A 17392-nucleotide genomic window follows, 5' to 3' on the forward strand; every position below is an offset into this window, starting at 1 on the left:
TGATTTTGAGGGTCTGAAAGCCTATAGCAGTGGCGATCCGTTGAACCGGATTGCATGGCAGACGGTGGCCAAAGGCCGTGACCCTGCCGTAAAAATTTTTAGTGAGCAAGGCGGACAGGCTGGCTACCTTAAAGTAAACACCCACAGTGCCAACCTGGAACAACATCTGAGTCAGGTCGCGTATCAGGCGGTAACCTTGTGTCAGCAAAATATCAGTTACGGACTGCAACTGGATCAGCAAACTATTGCGCACAACAGTGGTCTTGAACACAGAAATCGCTGCCTGGCGCTATTGGCCGGTATTCCCGCCACCGGGGGCTCATCAGGATGAGTACCAAAGCCTTGCCCATCGCCGGACATCGCGCGAGCCTGGCGCTGGCCATAACCGTTGGGGTTACCGCCCTGTGTCTTTATCAGCAACTTATGGGATGGGTGCTGATACTGGTATTGTGCGCGCTGGGCGTACGCTATTTTCTATATCAGGGCGCTTACCGCCGTAATTTACAAGTGCGTACGATCAACCTGCTGGCCATTCTTACCTGTGTGGCCCTGGTCTGGTTCAGCCGCGAGCAGGGGGTATTGCTGACCATGATCAATTTGCTGGTCAGTGCCTGTGCATTAAAACTGCTGCTGCTTAAACAGGCCCGGGACTTTTTGCAGATTGCGGGCTGCACCTTATTTTTAATCGGCTGTAATTTTATATTTTCCCAGGCATTAGTGAGCGGCATTGTGTATAGCGTGGTGCTGATGGGCGCCCTGCTCTCACTCCAACTGTTCTACGCCCCCAACGCGCCTTTAAGGGTCATCTTAAGGCATTGTTAAAAATTGGCTTGCAGGCGCTGCCTATCGCCGTGATCCTGTTTGTCGCGCTACCTCATCTGCCGCCTTTGTGGGGAATGCCGGAAGGCAAAAGCAGTGAAACCGGCCTTAGTGAAAAAATCACCCCGGGCGATGTGGCCAACCTCACACGCTCTGACGAAAAGGTATTTACTGCCACCTTTAAAAACACGGTCCCGACCATGCAACAACGCTACTGGCGGGCGATGGTGCTGGAACAGTTCGATGGCAAAAGCTGGCAGGTTGGCGACTACCGACAGGCCCGCAAACAACTGCTGCAACTCAGGCCCACCACTTACCAAAGTGAACCGGCCGGTGAGCGATTTTCTTATCAGCTGCTGGCTGAAGGCAACGGTAATGCCTGGCTCTACAGTCTGGGAACCACGGTTCCGGCCACCTCAAATTCGGCGAGCAAGATTGTGGTGGCTGATGATCATACCATTATGAGCCGGCAACCTGTTCTCAATCGCCAGACCTTTAATTTTAATAGTTATCCTGCAGCGCCTTTGAAGATCACTGGCGGGCAGGCGGAGCTTCAGGTCAACCTTGAGTATCCGGAAGCCTCTAACCCCCGCACTGTGCGCTGGGCGAAGGGGCTGTATCAGCAAAGTGGCGATAACACCGTCTTTGCCAATCGACTGATGCAGTATTTTGCCACTGAGAATTTTTCGTACACCCTGACACCGCCAGTCATGCCCGCGGCGCCGGTGGATGCATTTTTATTTGAAGCACGTCAGGGCTTTTGCGCGCACTATGCCAGTGCTATGGCGCTGGCATTCAGAGCTGCCGGGATCCCCGCCAGACTGGTGTCCGGCTATCAGGGCGGCGACCTCATCAGCGCTAAAGTGATGAATGTATATCAGTATGATGCCCATGCCTGGGTTGAAGCGAGTCTGGATGGGAAAACCTGGCAACAATTTGATCCCACCACTATGGTGGCCGCTTCGCGGCTGTTATACGGTTTTCAAAGTGCATTTAGTAACCAGCAACAGGATTTGCCATTATTTTCCCGTAACCGGGCTCATAATGTGCCGGCGTTGGCGCAGCTTTATCAGTTTGCAGATACCATCAATTATCAGTGGAATCGCTGGGTGCTGGGTTTTGACGGAGCCACGCAGCAGGATATGTTCACCCGTTTACTGGGCAATACCAGTATGGAACGCATGACCCTATTTATGTTGGCAGTAGTATTGTTTATCGCTGGGTTGCTGGCGTTTTACTTTGTGCCGCGCCCTGCCCCAAGAATAAAATCAGAAAGCTTACGGTTGTACCAGGATGCCCAGCAGGAAATTTACAAAGTCACCGGTATTGCCCGCCATAATACCTCAGCCCGTACCTATGCCAGGCATGTCAGCGGCCATATCAACGCTGCGGCATGCACCGCGCTGGATAATTTTGTAAAAGTTTTTGAAGCCATTGAGTATCAACCTGGCGACCATACCAAACAACGTCAGCTGTTACGGCAGCATTTTAAACAGCTGAAAAAATCCCTGCGCCACCATCCCGCCAAATAGCCCGCTTATGGTGCCAGCGGGGTATGATGACACACGCCTGCTACCGGCAGAATTTGCCGGCACCGTTTGATCACCTGTTTTATCTGCCAAACGGGTAAACACAGCCGTGCCAGCTCGAAAGGGCCGGCACAAAATACCAGGGCCCGTGGGTAGACATGAACATGGGTAATCACCCCTACCGGAAACACACTGACTGGCTGATTTTGTAATCTTGCTCGTACTGAGTCAAACAATCGTAAATAGGGCTCACCAGGATTTTCGAGCTGCTGTAACTGCATATAAACGCTCGTCCCATGTGCCAGCCACCACAACGATATCAGAAGCACGGCGCCGGTTATGGCTGCCAACAGAGTTAGATAGAGGCAAGTAAGCATGATAACCATCGGCTAAAAATGATTGGCGTTATAGCTTACACAACCGGGGCCGCCACCCGGGTACAGAAAAAGACCAGTTTTTGACAGACATAAAAAAACCCGCCAGAAGGCGGGTTTTTAAGAGTCTAAGCTACGAACTTATTTGGCGTTACGTGCTTTGGCTTCTTCGATAACTTTGTCCGCAACATTGTTAGGACAAGGTGCATAGTGGCTGAACTCCATAGAGAACTGACCACGACCAGAAGTCATAGTACGCAGGTGACCGATGTAGCCGAACATTTCAGACAGAGGTACGTCTGCTTTAATGCGAACACCAGTTACACCAGCTTCCTGATCTTTGATCATGCCACGGCGACGGTTAAGGTCACCAATTACATCACCAACGTGATCTTCAGGAGTGAACACGTCTACTTTCATTACAGGCTCAAGAATCTGAGGACCTGCTTTTGGCATAGACTGACGGAAAGCGCCTTTCGCAGCGATTTCGAACGCGATTGCAGAAGAGTCAACTGCGTGGAAGCCACCGTCGTACAATTCTACTTCAACATCCAGTACCGGGTAACCAGCCAGTGGTCCCTGATCCATCATGCCTTTGAAGCCTTTTTCGATAGCCGGGAAGAATTCTTTTGGTACGTTACCACCAACAACCGTTGACTTGAACGTAAAGCCAGAATTCACTTCGCCAGGCTTGATACGGTAATCAATCTTACCGAACTGACCCGAACCACCAGACTGTTTCTTATGCGTGTAGCTATCTTCAATTGGAGCAGTGATAGTTTCACGATAAGCAACCTGCGGCTGACCAACTTCCAGTTCAACGCCATAAGTACGCTTAAGAATATCTACTTTGATATCAAGATGCAGCTCACCCATACCCTTAAGGATGGTTTCGCCTGAGTCTTCATCAGTTTCAACCTGGAACGACGGATCTTCAGAAACCAGCTTACCAATGGCAATACCCATCTTTTCAGTCGCGCCTTTATCTTTAGGCTTAACCGCAATAGAGATTACCGGCTCAGGGAAGATCATCGGCTCAAGCGTACAAGGATGTGACGTGGCACACAGAGTATGACCAGTCTGAACATTCTTCATACCTACAACCGCCAGAATATCACCGGCGTGTGCTTTGGTAAGTTCGGTACGATCGTTGGCGTGCATCTCAACCATACGGCCGATACGCTCGGTTTTACCAGTGAAACTGTTAAGAACGGTATCGCCCTTGTTCAGCACACCAGAGTAAACACGGATAAAGGTCAGGGCGCCAAAACGGTCGTCCATGATTTTAAACGCTAACGCACGGAAAGGCTCATCAGTGGAAACCTTCGCAACTTCACCAGTAGGTTCACCGGTATCTTTGTCGGTCAGATCCTGAGGGATAACTTCAGTTGGGTTAGGCAGATAGTCAATAACACCATCCAATACCAGCTGAACACCTTTGTTCTTAAACGCAGAACCACAGAAAGTCGGGAAGAATTCCAGATCGCGAGTACCTTTACGGATACAACGTTTGATGTCTTCAATAGACGGCTCTTCACCATCCATATACGCCATCATCAGGTCGTCATCCATTTCTACCGCAGTTTCGATCATGTCTTCACGGTATTGGGCAACTTTGTCTTTCATGTCTTCAGGAACATCGCATACTTCGAAGTTCTCTGGCAGACCTGTTTCGTCCCAGATGTAAGCTTTTTGTTCAAGAACATCGATGATGCCGTTGAACTCATCTTCAATACCGATAGGCAGTGTCATTACGACTGGCTTCGCGCCCAGTACTTTCTTGATTTGACCTACAACACGGTAGAAGTCTGCACCCATACGGTCCAGTTTGTTTACGAAAATAACCCGGGCTACGCCAGATTCGTTCGCATAACGCCAGTTGGTTTCTGATTGTGGTTCAACACCACCAGAACCACAGAATACACCGATACCGCCGTCAAGAACTTTCAGTGAACGATAAACTTCAACAGTGAAGTCAACGTGCCCTGGCGTATCGATGATGTTCATACGATGATCTTTCCAGAAACAGGTTGTCGCAGCTGACTGGATAGTAATACCACGCTCCGCTTCCTGATCCATGAAGTCAGTTGTTGACTCACCATCGTGCACTTCACCGGTTTTATGGATTTTACCGGTAAGTTTCAAGATACGTTCAGTGGTGGTAGTTTTGCCCGCGTCTACGTGAGCGAAAATACCAATGTTTCTGTAATGAGATAAGTCTGCCATTAGTTCACTTTTAATTGGTTCAGAGTAAAAAAACGGCGGGATTATAAAGGATTTCAATACCAGATTGACAGCCCTTTGCGCAAAAAGTATAAAACTTATGCAGCAAATCCACGCCAACACTAAATTTATTTTTGATTAATCAATAACTTATTAAAAAAATAACCCCAAAGGTTATTCTCTTAAAATTGAAACTGTGATCTCGTCACGGTCATGATATAGATGCCGCATACGAATTACAAAGCTGTCCTCCAGCTTTTGCAAGCGAGTCAGTACATCTGCCATGGCTTGGGTTACCGTTTCATAGCGTTTTTTCATTGGTAACTTCAGATTGAATATCGCATGATCGGCCCAACGATTGACTAACCAGTCGCCCATAAGCCTTGCGACCCTGTCAGGCTGCTCTATCATATCACAGACCAGCAGATCTACACGGCCAAATTGTGGCTTATAACTAAAACCGTCCGCGGCAAAGTGTTCAACCAGTCCGGTGGCCATCAGGTTTTCGGCGATAAGGCCGTTATCAATGGCTTCAACAAACATGTCCCGCTGCACCAGCTGATAGGTCCAGCCACCGGGGCACGCGCCTAAATCCACGGCCCGGCCCCCTGCTCGTAATACTGTGTGCTGCTCGTGGGGAGAAAGCATCGTCAAAATAGCTTCTTCAAGCTTTAGCGTGGAGCGACTGGGCGCCGCAGCAGGAAATTTCAGACGGTAAATACCATTTGCGTGGGGACTGCGACAAGCAGCATAGCTATATCCCACCAGACAGGCATCAAAATCGGTAAAAAACACATGCAACGCCCGGTCCTGTGGTTTTTCTTTAAAGGTGAGCGCCCGGTTTTTTCGTAACGCCTGGCGTAGCACTACCGCAAATTTACGGCAAAATTTGGCCAGCTCTTTGCCCGCATCGGTGTCGGCGTGTTCCACCTGTAACAGTCCGTTTTGCACCGAATCATCATCATGCTGTAGGATCTCGGCCAGCACCGGGCTCACCCGATCTTCGCGGCTTAGCTGTTCAAGGGTCCCGGTCACCACCACCAGCTGGCGGGCAAAAATGGTCTCCATCACCGGTAGCTGACGGCCTAACTTATCGGCGTCAGCCTGGTGGTAACAGATATATTGTACATAGCCGTTGCCGCGCTCAAATTTCGGATAACCAAAACACTGCAGTGCAGCCGCTTTAGCCGTGAGTTCCTCGGCCAAATCATTTTCGTATCCGGCGCGACAATAGCCCAGTAGACTAGCCATTCGATGGGCTCCTTATGGCTGCAAAAATCAAAATTAGCCAGCCAATCATCAGTAGTAGTCCCCCCAAAGGAGTGACCGGTCCTAAAAAGCTGGCGTGGGCCAGAGTCAGCCCGAAAATGCTGCCGGAAAACAGCAGCGTTCCCACTACAAAACAGGCTGCGGCTTGTCTGGCCTGACGCTGGGCCAGCGGCAACACACACACCAGCAACACTGCCAGGCTGTGAAACATCTGATATTCCACCGCGGTATTAAAGGCCTGCAACGCATCAGGGCTCAGGTAACTGTCGAGTTTATGTGCTCCTAACGCGCCAAGTATCACGGACAGCAGCGCGCCGACCGCGCCGGTAATGATGAAGCTTTTCATGGTACAGTCCCGGTGCCAAGCACCCGCGCGGTGTCATCAGCCGTTCGTTGCAGATGTTGATGGTAATCATAACCACTTTTTTTACGCGGCTTCAGGCTATGATCGCCATCCTCAAGCCAGTGCAGCGTTACTTTTGAATGCAAGCCGTAATGATTAACTTCCTCAGGAATACCAAAAGGGTCGCGTTCGCCCTGAAAGATATGAACGGGTTTGCCGGGCTGGACCAAATGTTCGGTGCGCAGCTTGTCAGGCTTGCCTGGCGGATGGAATGGATAGCCATAGGCTACCGCGCCCTGGGCCGACGTTTGGTCTAACAGCATAGTTGCCATGCGCCCGCCCATCGATTTACCACCCAGCCATAGTGGCAACGCAGGCAACTGGTGTTCAAGGTGATCCAGCAGCCCGGCAAAGTGCTGGAGTAGCACCCCGGCTTTTTCTGGCGGCCGGCGTTTGCCTGTCTGTTCTATGGTTTGCATATACACAAAGTTAAAGCGAACGACCTCAATCCCTGCGGCTACCAGCAGCGCGCTGATGTGCTCCATAAACTCAGAACTTTTCCCGGCTCCGGCACCATGAGCCAGTACCAGCCGGCATGTCGGGCTATCGGGGCTGTCGATACTATAATCAAACATCTTCCTGCTCTTCTTCTACCTGGGCTAAGATCCACTCGCGAAAGGCGGCTATTTTACCTAAATCGGCCTGAGATTCATCACACACCACATAAAAAGCATCCCGACTTTCTACGCGTTCGGAAAAAGGCATTATCAGTCGCCCGGCGTCTATTTCTGGCCGGGCCAGAATTGTATTGGCCAATGCTATGCCCTGCCCCAGTGCTGCGGCTTGTAAGACCAGCATTGAGTGACTGAACACCGGCCCCTGATTTACATTGACTCCCGCCACCCCGATTTGTTTTAACCAGGTCTTCCAGGCTTCCCGACTCAGGTCGTGCAGTAACACATGGTGTTTTAAATCCGCCAGACTGTTAAGTGGCTTGGGGCCACTGAATAAACTGGGCGCACATAAGGGCGTTAAAAATTCACGGTGAAGTTTATCAGCCTGCAAGCCGGACCAGCGGCCTTTGCCATAGTAGATGGCGACATCAATATCATCATCTAAAAAGCCTTCATCAAAATCCACCGCTTTAATGCGCACATCAATATCCGGGTTGGCGTTACTGAAGCGACTTATGCGGGGCACCAGCCATTGTGAGGCGAAGCTGGGCGGCATGGCCACCGTGATGGCACCCTTACTGCCTTTTGCCAGCAGGCGATCGGTGGCCTCCTGTAAGCTTTTGAAGATATCTTTAAGCTCCAGAAAATAGGCCTGACCTTCTTCGGTGAGCAACAAGGTGCGGTTGCGCCGGATAAACAGCTTCATCGATAAGTATTCTTCCAAAGCCTTTATCTGATGGCTGACAGCAGCCTGAGTCACAAACAGCTCATCAGCCGCCCGGGTAAAACTTAGATGACGCGCTGCAGCCTCAAAGGCTTTTAACGCATTCAGTGGGGGTAATCGTCGTTGCATCCTGCGCCTTGCCTGTGGAAAGGAAAAATCCGTCGAAGCATTAGTTTTTCTAACCCTTCAACCATACATTTACTCGTTTTATTTTTAATCAAATACTGACTACTATTTGCCCGCATTAAAAAATAAAGCTTTTAGAACAGAGCTTTAAAAATGCTTCTTGTTAAAATATTTTACATATTTAGAACAAGTTTTAAATTAATTATATTAGGTGTGTAATGAAAAAACTATTGTTATCTTCGTTAATGTTATTGCTGGCCGGCACCGCCGCGGCTCAACAGGGCGAACCTGTATCTTTGGAATTTGAAAATCTGGAAATTCCAACGCCGATAGTACAACTCAACCTCGCTGAAGACATTCAGCTTGAAGTTTCTTCCCAGCTTAAAACCCAGGCAGTGAAATACCAGAATACGGCTTTATTTGCCTATCAGAAAAAACAACCGGTAAAAGTGGTACGTAAAGCACGCCAGAGCGAATAATTTTTTATTGTACACCTGATACAAAAACAGGCAGTTTTCACTGCCTATTTCTCTCACCCTGTCCGGCTTACACCGGCGCTTTTGGTCCTGGTTCTACGTATTTGACGTATCCAGCGGCGCAAAATCTTTGACCATATCATCCATGGCTTTCATCTGCGCCAGATAGGGCTCCAGCTTTGACAGCGGCAGAGCACATGGCCCGTCACATTTCGCCTTATCCGGATCCGGGTGCGCCTCAATAAATAACCCTGCCAGCCCTAGCGCCATTCCGCTGCGCGCCAGTTGCGCGGCCTGAGCCCTGCGTCCATCGGCACTGGTGGCACGCCCACCAGGCATTTGCAGCGCATGCGTGGCATCAAAGATAACCGGGGCATAGGCTTTCATGGCATCCATACCTAACATATCCACCACCAGGTTGTTGTAACCAAAACAGCTGCCACGCTCACATAAAATCACTTTGTCGTTACCGGCTTCACCCAGCTTGCCAATAATATGCTGCATTTCATGAGGGGCCAGAAACTGCGGTTTTTTCACATTAATCACCGCCCCGGTCTGGGCCATAGCCACCACCAGATCGGTCTGGCGGGCCAAAAAGGCCGGCAACTGAATGACATCAGCCACCTCAGCCACAGGCTGACACTGATGCGGCTCATGAACATCCGTGATAACCGGCACATCAAACGTTTGCTTTATTTCTTCGAAGATTTTAAGCCCTTCTTCCATACCCGGGCCCCGGTAAGACGTCACCGAGGAGCGATTGGCTTTATCGAATGAGGCTTTAAAGACATAAGGAATATTCAACTTTTGGGTTACCGAAACATAGTGCTCGGCAATTTTCATTGCCAGGTCACGGGACTCCAGAACATTCATGCCCCCAAACAAGGTAAAAGGCAGCTGATTGGCCACTTCAACCTTGCCAATCTGCAGAGTACGTGTGGATACAGTCATAAGTATTCCTGTTAAATTAAAAAATCACGGCTTCTTTGGTAATCGCGACCCGAAAGATGAGTACCAGCCAGGTCAGGGCGCCAATAAAACCAATCCAGCGCATGGGCGCCGAACGGCCCCATTTAAGGGCGAACATACCCATCAGAATATACAGAATTAAGCCGGTAAACTTAAACGTGAGCCAGTCATTTACAAATGGCCACTGCGATAAAATGCCACACAGAACCAGGGCGCTGGCCAGCAAGATGGTATCGATGATATGCGGTACCACTTTGAGCCACTTGGCATTGCGCATGCCCGCGTTGGCCTGCAACAGGATAAACCGAAAAACAAATAGCAGGACGCTGAGCATCACTGCGGTCATATGGATATTTTTAACCATCAGGTACATAAAGTTTGCCTTAGTGTTGTTATTACTATTGTTAAAGGATGACGCTTATCGGATTCAAATTTAATCCGGTAAATCTCAGCCTGACATCTGGCCACAGGTGATCCGCAACTGCCCGGCTAAATCTGCCTCGCTGGTCACCTTAGTGAAGCCTGCCTGTCGCAGCAACTGTTGCACCGCCTCGCTCTGGGTATAGCCGTGCTCAATCAGCAGCCACCCTTCGCGGTTCAGATAAGCTGGCGCCTGCGCGATTATTTTTCGGATATCGCTAAGCCCGTCACTGCCTGCGATAAGTGCTGAAATCGGTTCAAAGCGCACATCGCCCACACTTAGATAATCGCTGTGGCTTTCTACATAGGGCGGATTGGTGACAATCATATCAAACTGCTGACCGGCAAGTTCATCAAACCAGCTACTCTGCATAAATTGCGCATGGTCGATATTATTGCGCCGGGCATTTTCGCGCGCCAGGGTGACCGCGGCGGCGATTCTATCGACCCCCAGCAAGGTATCCTGCGGGCGCTCACTGGCAAGGGCCAGCGCAATGGCCCCGGTGCCGGTGCCTAAGTCACAAATACGACATGGTGTGGCAGGCAGCCGGGCTAACGCCTGTTCCACCAGGGTTTCGGTATCAGGCCGGGGGATTAGCGTGTCAGGTGAGACTTTCAAACGTAGCGACCAGAATTCACGCTGACCAGTGATATAGGCCACCGGCTGACCACTGGCACGTTGTTGAATAAAATTTTTATAGGTCATTAACGCTGACCCGGTTACTGCTTTGTCGGGCCAGGTTAAAAGGTAGGTTAGTGAAGCCTCCAGTGCTTCGCTTAACAGCACGCGGGCATCCAGCACCGGCGACTCACTGTCGGTCAGCTGACTGGCACCCCACCGAATTGCTTCACCAATATTCATTAAGTTATTTACTCGCCTGACAGCGAAGCCAGAAGATCAGCCTGATGTTCCTGACGAATGGGTTCCAGCAGCTGGCTAAGATCGCCTTCAATCACTTCATCTAACCGGTACAGGGTCAGGTTAATGCGGTGGTCGGTGACCCGTCCCTGAGGGAAGTTATAAGTGCGTATGCGTTCAGAGCGATCGCCACTGCCGACCAGATTACGGCGAGTGGTCGCCTCTTCGCTGGCGCGCTTTTCTTCTTCAATACGATTCAGACGAGCCTGCAATACCGACATCGCCTTCGCCCGGTTTTTATGCTGAGAACGCTCATCCTGACACTCTACCACCAGCCCGGTTGGAATATGGGTAATACGGATTGCCGAGTCGGTTTTATTAACATGCTGTCCCCCCGCGCCTGAGGCCCGAAAGGTATCCACTTTAAGATCGGCCGGGTTTATTTCAATGGCTTCTGACTCGGGCACTTCCGGCAATACCGCTACGGTACAGGCTGACGTATGGATACGTCCCTGCGACTCTGTTTCCGGGACCCGCTGCACACGGTGACCGCCGGATTCAAACTTTAAAATACCAAACGCGCCTTCGCCTGAGACATTGGCGATGACTTCTTTAAAGCCGCCGTGTTCACCTTCACTGGCACTGACCAGCTCCACTTTCCAGCCCCGCCCTTCAGCATAGCGGCTGTACATGCGAAACAGGTCACCGGCGAAAATCGCAGCTTCGTCACCACCCGCGCCCGCGCGGATTTCCAAAAAGCAGGGTTATCATCATTGGGATCTTTGGGCAGCAATAATATCTGGAGTTCATCTTCCAGTTCTGCCAGTTCTATTTTTGCCTGCTTGATTTCTTCCTGCGCCATTTCGCGCATTTCAGCATCATCTTCTTCAAGCATTTCATTGGCAGAAGCCAGATTTTCCTGGGCCTGCTGATAGGCATTAAAGCCTTTTACCACATCTTCTAGCTGACTATATTCTTTAGACAACGTACGAAACTTGTCCTGATTGCCAATCACTTCGGGATCACTAAGCAGTGCCTGTACTTCGTCAAAACGCTCCACCAGATTTTCCAGTTTTGCAACGACCGAGTCTTTCATATTGTTATTTTACCTTTTCATTCACGGCGCTGACTGGGCGAGCTGTCAAGCTCCAGCGAATGGCTTAGCCATTGGGTCAGCGAAGTATCGTTTTGCGCAGCCGCATCACGTAATAAACGTGTGGGACCATGCATCATTGTGTTTGTCAGTTTATACGCCAGTTCTTTAATAATGTCTTCTGAGGCTTTACCGTCGGCCAGCTGGTTTAATGCTTTTTCGACCAATTCGTCGCGCTGCTGACTGCCACGCTGACGAAACTGCCTGACCAGATCAATCGACTGCTGTGCCTGCTGCCAGCTAAGGTAAACCTCAATCTGTTCGTCGATGATTGCCTGTGCCGACCGGGCAGCTTCTTCGCGTGAAGCCTGATTTTGCTCTACGATATGCTGCAGGTCGTCCACGGTATACAAGTAGGCATCACCCAGATCGTTCACTTCTGACTCAATATCCCGGGGCACCGCCAAATCAACTAAAAACATAGGCGTATTGCGGCGTTCACGGAGCGCGCGCTCCACCATGCCTTTGCCAATCAGAGGCAGCTGACTGGCAGTGGAGCTTATCACGATATCAAAGCTATGTAGCTGTTCGGGCACCTGCGATAAAGTCAGCAACCTTGCATCAAGTTTTGCCGACAGTTTTTGCGCGCGGGCCACGGTGCGATTCGCCACACTGATACGCTCCACGCCCTGCTCTTTTAGATGCTGGGCCACCAGTTCGATGGTTTCACCCGCGCCCACCAGCAATACCGAGCGACTGGGCAAGGCTGAAAAGATATGTTTGGCCAGCTGCACTGCTGCAAATGCCACCGACACCGCATTCGCGCCAATTTCGGTTTCGGTACGCACCCGTTTGGCCACCGCAAAGGTATGTTGAAACAATCGCTCAAATTCAGAATTAACCGTGCCGGAATGACGGGCATCATTGTAGGCTTGTTTGACCTGACCAAAAATTTGCGGCTCACCGAGTATCAGCGAGTCCAGACCACTGGCCACCCGCATAATGTGTCGAACGGCGTCACCTTGCTCAAACTGATAACTATGGCTGGCAATAGTTTGCGCATCTAACCGATGAAAATCCGCCAGCCAGTCGATCAGTGCCGATTGCGTCGAGGCGCCGTTGACATAAATTTCCGTGCGGTTGCAGGTAGAAACAATAACGGATTCGTCCACACCAGCGTGCTGCTTTAAAGAAGATAGCGCCGACACCAGAGAATCTGGTGTAAAGGCAACCTTCTCACGCAAGGCAACAGGAGCAGTTTTGTGATTAATTCCGAGGGCAACTAAGGTCATTAAGATTCATCTGGCGGCTTCGGAGCGGCATTGTACGAAAAACGCAAAATTATTGAAAGTGTTCAGGTAGCTGTGTTCCTATATAATGTGTCTATCATGCCAATCGATTTTTATTTATGTTTCTTAGATTTCTGCTTTGCGGTGTTCTGCTGATATTGTTAAATGGCTGTAGCACCTTACCGGATGGCCCCGACCAGCGCATAAATCTGCCTGCGCAATTGCAACAACTTGCTGGCGTTAACAGCTGGAAAATTAACGGCAAAATGGCGCTGCGAAATGATAAAGAAGCTATCAGTGCGACCCTGTTCTGGCAACATCGTCCCGACAGCTTTCAGTTCAGACTGACCAATTTGCTGGGCATTACCCTGGTGGATTTGGACTACCAGGACGGCATGGCGACCCTGATTGCAGATGGCAAAACCTATCGGGACGCGGATCCTCGCCAGCTGATAAACACAGTAACAGGCTGGGATGTGCCGGTAAGCCGGTTACTGGACTGGATCAAAGGGCTGCCCGGCCCCACCGACCAGTACACCTTAAACCACAATGATTTGCTGGCCCATTTACAGCCCGGCACGTGCCCGGGATGTGGAAGCTGGCAGGTCGCGTACCAGAATTATGGAAAGGTGGAGCACATCTGGCTGCCGTATGCCCTGAAGCTCACTAATACCCAAAAATCCAACGCCTTCATCAAATTCAGAATTAACCAATGGACCCTGTTGTAATGGCCCGCAAAACTGACCTTATGTGGTGGCCCAGCCCCGCCAAACTTAACCTTTTCTTGCATATTACCGGCCGCTACCCTAATGGCTATCATCAGCTGCAAAGTTTGTTTCAGTTGCTGGATGCAGGCGATCAACTGGCGTTTGAGATTACCCCCGCGCCCACCATCAAACTGGTAACGCCAATGGCGGGGATCAGCGAACAGGATAATTTGATTTACCGGGCGGCCCGTTTATTACAGCAGCATACCGGGGTGGCCCAAGGCGTGGCGATTCATATAGATAAACAATTACCTATGGGCGGCGGCATCGGCGGTGGTTCTTCAAACGCCGCCACCACCCTGGTGGCCCTCAACCATTTGTGGCAATGCAATCTGGATGAGCAGTCACTGGCTGAGCTTGGCTTGCAGCTGGGGGCCGATGTGCCTGTTTTTGTCCGCGGCCATACGGCCTTTGCAGAAGGGGTCGGTGAACAAATCACGCCCGTAGACGTCGCCGGTGACTGGTATCTGGTGGTTAACCCGGGGATCCATGTGAGCACACCGGCTGTTTTTGGTGAGCCTGATCTGCCCCGAGACACCGCACCCATTGCCTGGCAGGAGTATGCATTTGAAAAAACCCGCAACGATTGCCAGCAAATTGTCGGTAAACGCCATCCGGAAGTTGCAAAATTATTACAGTGGTTGGTACACTACGCCCCGTCGCGGATGACAGGCACAGGGGCGTGCGTGTTTGCCACTTTTAGTAATGAAGATGCGGCCAGGAATGTACAGGCTAAATTACCTGCACACTGGACCGGTTTTGTGGCCAGGGGTGTAGCCCAGTCGCCATTAAAACAACAACTACATGATGTGTACGCTGCTCCGGACAGACACTAAATATTATTGGGGTATAGCCAAGTTGGTAAGGCAGCGGGTTTTGATCCCGTTATTCGTTGGTTCGAGTCCAGCTACCCCAGCCACCTCTACTATCAACGCACTGAGGAAACACTTGTGCCAGATATGAAGCTCTTTGCAGGTAATGCCGTACCAGAACTTGCCCAGAAAGTTGCCGATCGTCTCTATACCAAGCTTGGAAACGCCAGCGTAGGCCGCTTCAGTGACGGTGAAATCAGCGTCGAAATACATGAAAATGTCCGTGGTTCGGATGTTTTTATCATTCAGTCAACGTGCGCACCCACCAACGATAACCTGATGGAATTGATTGTGATGATCGATGCACTTCGCCGTGCATCAGCAGGTCGTATCACCGCAGTTATGCCTTATTTTGGTTATGCCCGTCAGGATCGTCGTGTACGCTCTGCCCGGGTGCCGATTACCGCAAAAGTGGTTGCTGATTTCCTGTCTAATGTAGGTGTCGACCGGGTGTTAACCATCGACCTTCACGCTGAGCAAATTCAGGGCTTCTTTGATGTTCCTGTAGACAATGCTTTTGGAACACCGATCCTGCTTGCCGATATGATGCGCCGCGACTTTGCTTCGCCGGTGGTTGTTTCACCTGATATTGGTGGTGTGGTACGTGCGCGTGCTACGGCTAAACTGATGAATGACACCGACCTTGCCATCATTGACAAACGTCGCCCTAAAGCTAACGTCGCTCAGGTGATGAACATCATCGGGGATGTGAAAGATCGTGACTGCATTATTGTGGATGACATGATCGATACGGGCGGGACCCTGGCCAAAGCCGCTGAGGCTTTGAAAAGTCATGGTGCGCGCCGGGTGTATGCCTATGCAACCCATGCGATATTTTCGGGCAACGCGGCTAAAAACCTGCGTGAATCTGTGATTGATGAAATTATTGTTACCGACAGTATTCCCCTCAATGCAGATATGCGTAAGATTGACAAAGTGAAGCAGCTAACGTTGTCTGAAATGCTGGCCGAAACCATTCGCCGCATCAGCAATGAAGAGTCTATCTCTGCAATGTTTGAATACTGATATATTGTGTTACAACTATTGATAAAGGCGGCTTCTCAGCCGCTTTTTTTGTATCCAATCATGCTTCTGTTCCAAACTTCCATTCCCCCCCACAATACAAACCTGCCGCTCCCGCACCGCTGGCCCTAAACACTGGATAAAAGCCCGGCATACAGGCTCTTAACCATCACGCGGCTGCAGGCCAACGCCCAGGTTACCGGTAAGATTCTCTTGCCGGTGTTTTGTAATCCCTGCTGTCTTTATTTTAAAAGGTCTGGCCCGGTGGCGGCTGTTAACCTATAGCGGGTTGTCATTCATTATTTATTCAGTATGCTACCGGCAGTATAGTAGCGGTGACTTTTTTAAAAGGAAAAGTAGTGATGAAGCATCCAATAATTCTAATTTTAACCAGTTTGCTGGTATTAACAGCCTGTACCGGTCAGGCTCAAACGCATCCGGAGCCCGTTACTGAACAGCAAAAGGATAAAGGCATGAACAGCGTTGCTAAACAAATGACCGGAACCATTGTGTATAAAAACCTGGAAGGTGGCTTTTATGGCTTTATCAGCGATGAAGGCGATCACTATACCTTGCGAAATCTGGCCCCGGAATACAAACAAAATGGCCTGAAAATTTCAGTAAAAGGACAGGTTCTGACCAATATCATGACGATTACCCAGTTTGGTGATGTATTTGAGGTAAGCGCAGCAAAAGTGGTCGACCGGAGTGGGGTTAAACCCACCAAAGATGAAATGTAAACCCTGTTTGTAACCGTCGGGCAACAGTGGTAGAATTCGCCGCCCTTAATTATTGAGGATAGTGCCTGGCTTATTCAGACGGGCATTTCATCGGTGCACTTTTGGTCGCGGAAGGCACCATAAAATTAAATTAAAAATTCATTGGAGACAGTCAATGTCTGACAACACTATTTTTACTCTGGATGCCAACGTCCGTACCGATAAAGGGAAAGGTGCGAGCCGCCGCCTTCGTCGCGCAGACTTGGTACCAGCCATCCTGTACGGTGGCGATCAAGAGCCGGTATCTTTGACTCTGGATCACAACAAAGTTAATAACTCTGCTGATTACGAAGCCTTTTACTCTCATGTTCTGACTCTGAACATCGATGGCAAAAAAGTTGAAGCGCTGGTTAAAGACATGCAACGTCACCCGTACAAGCCAAAAATTTCACACATTGATTTTCAGCGTGTAATTGCTGGCGAAAAAGTTCACACCAATGTTCCTCTGCACTTCATCAATGAAGAAGACAATGCAGCGATCAAAAACGAAGGTGGAATTGCAGAACATCACTTGAACGAAATTGAAATCACCTGTCTGCCTAAAGACCTGCCTGAATTCATCGACGTTGATATGAAAGGTCTGGAAATGGATGGCACCATCCACTTGTCTGATATCCAGCTTCCTACTGGCGTAAGCTCTGTAGAACTGGCTAAAAATGACGAAAATCACGACCTGACTGTTGTGACTATCAAACCTGCTCCTAAAGCTCCAGCGGCTGAGAAAGATGCAGAAGGCGAAGAAGAAGCGGGCACCGAGGAATAAT

At 50.1% G+C, this 17392-nt stretch carries 18 protein-coding genes, 1 tRNA gene and 2 pseudogenes; 10 read left to right on the forward strand and 11 right to left on the reverse strand.

Features of this window, described 5'->3' with window-relative positions:
• Positions 1–40 precede the first annotated feature (40 nt).
• The 3 genes and pseudogenes from IT774_RS10410 (at position 41) to IT774_RS17455 (ending at position 2351) form a co-directional block, all read left to right on the forward strand.
• Positions 41–331, forward strand: a complete 291-nt coding sequence (locus IT774_RS10410; RefSeq protein WP_232364954.1) for a hypothetical protein — start codon at positions 41–43, stop codon at positions 329–331.
• A gap of 92 nt (positions 332–423) precedes the next feature.
• Positions 424–1286: pseudogene (locus IT774_RS17450) on the forward strand (DUF3488 domain-containing protein); the annotation flags it as partial.
• A complete protein-coding gene (locus tag IT774_RS17455) occupies positions 1281–2351 on the forward strand; it encodes a transglutaminase-like domain-containing protein (protein WP_269749806.1) in 1071 nt (356 codons plus the stop codon). The pseudogene IT774_RS17450 and the gene IT774_RS17455, both read left to right, overlap by 6 nt.
• Positions 2352–2356: 5 nt before the next feature.
• Here the strand turns inward: IT774_RS17455 and IT774_RS10425 are convergent, their stop codons facing one another.
• From IT774_RS10425 to IT774_RS10450, 6 genes are all read right to left on the reverse strand, one after another.
• Positions 2357–2629: a hypothetical protein gene (locus IT774_RS10425; protein ID WP_195809738.1), complete on the reverse strand. Its 273-nt coding sequence runs from the start codon at positions 2627–2629 to the stop codon at positions 2357–2359.
• Positions 2630–2863: 234 nt separating this feature from the next.
• Entirely contained in the window at positions 2864–4948 is a 2085-nt protein-coding gene (fusA, locus tag IT774_RS10430; RefSeq protein WP_195809739.1) for an elongation factor G, read from the reverse strand.
• Between the two features lie 171 nt (positions 4949–5119).
• Positions 5120–6196: a 23S rRNA (cytidine(2498)-2'-O)-methyltransferase RlmM gene (rlmM, locus tag IT774_RS10435; protein WP_195809740.1), complete on the reverse strand. Its 1077-nt coding sequence runs from the start codon at positions 6194–6196 to the stop codon at positions 5120–5122.
• Positions 6189–6560, reverse strand: a complete 372-nt coding sequence (locus IT774_RS10440; protein ID WP_195809741.1) for a DUF423 domain-containing protein — start codon at positions 6558–6560, stop codon at positions 6189–6191. The genes rlmM and IT774_RS10440 overlap by 8 nt, the downstream gene beginning before the upstream one ends.
• Complete coding sequence (locus IT774_RS10445) at positions 6557–7192, reverse strand: alpha/beta family hydrolase (protein WP_195809742.1); 636 nt, start codon at positions 7190–7192, stop codon at positions 6557–6559. The genes IT774_RS10440 and IT774_RS10445 overlap by 4 nt, the downstream gene beginning before the upstream one ends.
• Entirely contained in the window at positions 7185–8084 is a 900-nt protein-coding gene (locus IT774_RS10450; RefSeq protein WP_195809743.1) for a transcriptional regulator GcvA, read from the reverse strand. Before IT774_RS10450 ends, IT774_RS10445 begins: the two co-directional genes overlap by 8 nt.
• Before the next feature lie 215 nt (positions 8085–8299).
• Here IT774_RS10450 and IT774_RS10455 point away from each other — a divergent pair, with 215 nt between their 5' ends.
• Positions 8300–8560 carry a hypothetical protein gene (locus IT774_RS10455; protein ID WP_195809744.1) on the forward strand — a complete coding sequence of 87 codons (261 nt, stop codon included), beginning with the start codon at positions 8300–8302 and terminating at the stop codon, positions 8558–8560.
• A gap of 93 nt (positions 8561–8653) precedes the next feature.
• Here IT774_RS10455 and kdsA read toward each other — a convergent pair whose 3' ends face one another.
• The 5 genes and pseudogenes from kdsA to hemA form a co-directional block, all read right to left on the reverse strand.
• Complete coding sequence (kdsA, locus tag IT774_RS10460; RefSeq protein ID WP_195809745.1) at positions 8654–9508, reverse strand: 3-deoxy-8-phosphooctulonate synthase; 855 nt, start codon at positions 9506–9508, stop codon at positions 8654–8656.
• A 16-nt stretch (positions 9509–9524) separates the two neighbouring features.
• The gene (locus tag IT774_RS10465; RefSeq protein WP_195809746.1) at positions 9525–9899 is read right to left on the reverse strand and encodes a SirB2 family protein; all 375 of its coding nucleotides are present in this window, start codon (positions 9897–9899) and stop codon (positions 9525–9527) included.
• A 75-nt stretch (positions 9900–9974) separates the two neighbouring features.
• Complete coding sequence (prmC, locus tag IT774_RS10470; RefSeq protein ID WP_195809747.1) at positions 9975–10808, reverse strand: peptide chain release factor N(5)-glutamine methyltransferase; 834 nt, start codon at positions 10806–10808, stop codon at positions 9975–9977.
• 8 nt (positions 10809–10816) lie between these two features.
• Positions 10817–11901: pseudogene (gene prfA / locus IT774_RS10475) on the reverse strand (peptide chain release factor 1).
• Between the two features lie 17 nt (positions 11902–11918).
• Positions 11919–13190: a glutamyl-tRNA reductase gene (gene hemA / locus IT774_RS10480; RefSeq protein WP_195809748.1), complete on the reverse strand. Its 1272-nt coding sequence runs from the start codon at positions 13188–13190 to the stop codon at positions 11919–11921.
• Between the two features lie 116 nt (positions 13191–13306).
• Here hemA and lolB point away from each other — a divergent pair, with 116 nt between their 5' ends.
• The 6 genes from lolB (at position 13307) to IT774_RS10510 (ending at position 17391) form a co-directional block, all read left to right on the forward strand.
• A complete protein-coding gene (gene lolB / locus IT774_RS10485) occupies positions 13307–13915 on the forward strand; it encodes a lipoprotein insertase outer membrane protein LolB (protein WP_195809749.1) in 609 nt (202 codons plus the stop codon).
• Positions 13900–14790 carry a 4-(cytidine 5'-diphospho)-2-C-methyl-D-erythritol kinase gene (ispE, locus tag IT774_RS10490; RefSeq protein WP_232364955.1) on the forward strand — a complete coding sequence of 297 codons (891 nt, stop codon included), beginning with the start codon at positions 13900–13902 and terminating at the stop codon, positions 14788–14790. Before lolB ends, ispE begins: the two co-directional genes overlap by 16 nt.
• A gap of 7 nt (positions 14791–14797) precedes the next feature.
• Positions 14798–14873, forward strand: a tRNA-Gln gene (locus IT774_RS10495).
• 40 nt (positions 14874–14913) lie between these two features.
• On the forward strand, positions 14914–15852 hold the full coding sequence (locus tag IT774_RS10500; protein ID WP_232365200.1) for a ribose-phosphate pyrophosphokinase: 939 nt from the start codon (positions 14914–14916) through the stop codon (positions 15850–15852).
• Between the two features lie 359 nt (positions 15853–16211).
• Positions 16212–16589 carry a hypothetical protein gene (locus IT774_RS10505; RefSeq protein ID WP_195809751.1) on the forward strand — a complete coding sequence of 126 codons (378 nt, stop codon included), beginning with the start codon at positions 16212–16214 and terminating at the stop codon, positions 16587–16589.
• Positions 16590–16743: 154 nt separating this feature from the next.
• Complete coding sequence (locus IT774_RS10510) at positions 16744–17391, forward strand: 50S ribosomal protein L25/general stress protein Ctc (RefSeq protein WP_195809752.1); 648 nt, start codon at positions 16744–16746, stop codon at positions 17389–17391.
• The last annotated feature ends 1 nt before the right edge of the window (position 17392 follow it).

The organism is Salinimonas marina (assembly GCF_015644725.1).
Taxonomy (GTDB): domain Bacteria; phylum Pseudomonadota; class Gammaproteobacteria; order Enterobacterales; family Alteromonadaceae; genus Alteromonas.

What these genes read in the sequence shown, in the direction of transcription:
- IT774_RS10510 (WP_195809752.1), top strand. Translation starts at nt 16,744, where the DNA reads ATGTCTGACAACACTATTTTTACTCTGGATGCCAACGTCCGTACCGAT.
- ispE (WP_232364955.1), top strand. Translation starts at nt 13,900, where the DNA reads ATGGACCCTGTTGTAATGGCCCGCAAAACTGACCTTATGTGGTGGCCC.
- IT774_RS10500 (WP_232365200.1), top strand. Translation starts at nt 14,914, where the DNA reads ATGAAGCTCTTTGCAGGTAATGCCGTACCAGAACTTGCCCAGAAAGTT.
- lolB (WP_195809749.1), top strand. Translation starts at nt 13,307, where the DNA reads ATGTTTCTTAGATTTCTGCTTTGCGGTGTTCTGCTGATATTGTTAAAT.
- rlmM (WP_195809740.1), bottom strand. Translation starts at nt 6,196, where the DNA reads ATGGCTAGTCTACTGGGCTATTGTCGCGCCGGATACGAAAATGATTTG.
- IT774_RS10505 (WP_195809751.1), top strand. Translation starts at nt 16,212, where the DNA reads ATGAAGCATCCAATAATTCTAATTTTAACCAGTTTGCTGGTATTAACA.
- prmC (WP_195809747.1), bottom strand. Translation starts at nt 10,808, where the DNA reads ATGAATATTGGTGAAGCAATTCGGTGGGGTGCCAGTCAGCTGACCGAC.
- IT774_RS10445 (WP_195809742.1), bottom strand. Translation starts at nt 7,192, where the DNA reads ATGTTTGATTATAGTATCGACAGCCCCGATAGCCCGACATGCCGGCTG.
- IT774_RS10455 (WP_195809744.1), top strand. Translation starts at nt 8,300, where the DNA reads ATGAAAAAACTATTGTTATCTTCGTTAATGTTATTGCTGGCCGGCACC.
- IT774_RS10465 (WP_195809746.1), bottom strand. Translation starts at nt 9,899, where the DNA reads ATGTACCTGATGGTTAAAAATATCCATATGACCGCAGTGATGCTCAGC.
- IT774_RS10450 (WP_195809743.1), bottom strand. Translation starts at nt 8,084, where the DNA reads ATGCAACGACGATTACCCCCACTGAATGCGTTAAAAGCCTTTGAGGCT.
- IT774_RS17455 (WP_269749806.1), top strand. Translation starts at nt 1,281, where the DNA reads ATGAGCCGGCAACCTGTTCTCAATCGCCAGACCTTTAATTTTAATAGT.
- kdsA (WP_195809745.1), bottom strand. Translation starts at nt 9,508, where the DNA reads ATGACTGTATCCACACGTACTCTGCAGATTGGCAAGGTTGAAGTGGCC.
- IT774_RS10440 (WP_195809741.1), bottom strand. Translation starts at nt 6,560, where the DNA reads ATGAAAAGCTTCATCATTACCGGCGCGGTCGGCGCGCTGCTGTCCGTG.
- IT774_RS10425 (WP_195809738.1), bottom strand. Translation starts at nt 2,629, where the DNA reads ATGCAGTTACAGCAGCTCGAAAATCCTGGTGAGCCCTATTTACGATTG.
- hemA (WP_195809748.1), bottom strand. Translation starts at nt 13,190, where the DNA reads ATGACCTTAGTTGCCCTCGGAATTAATCACAAAACTGCTCCTGTTGCC.
- fusA (WP_195809739.1), bottom strand. Translation starts at nt 4,948, where the DNA reads ATGGCAGACTTATCTCATTACAGAAACATTGGTATTTTCGCTCACGTA.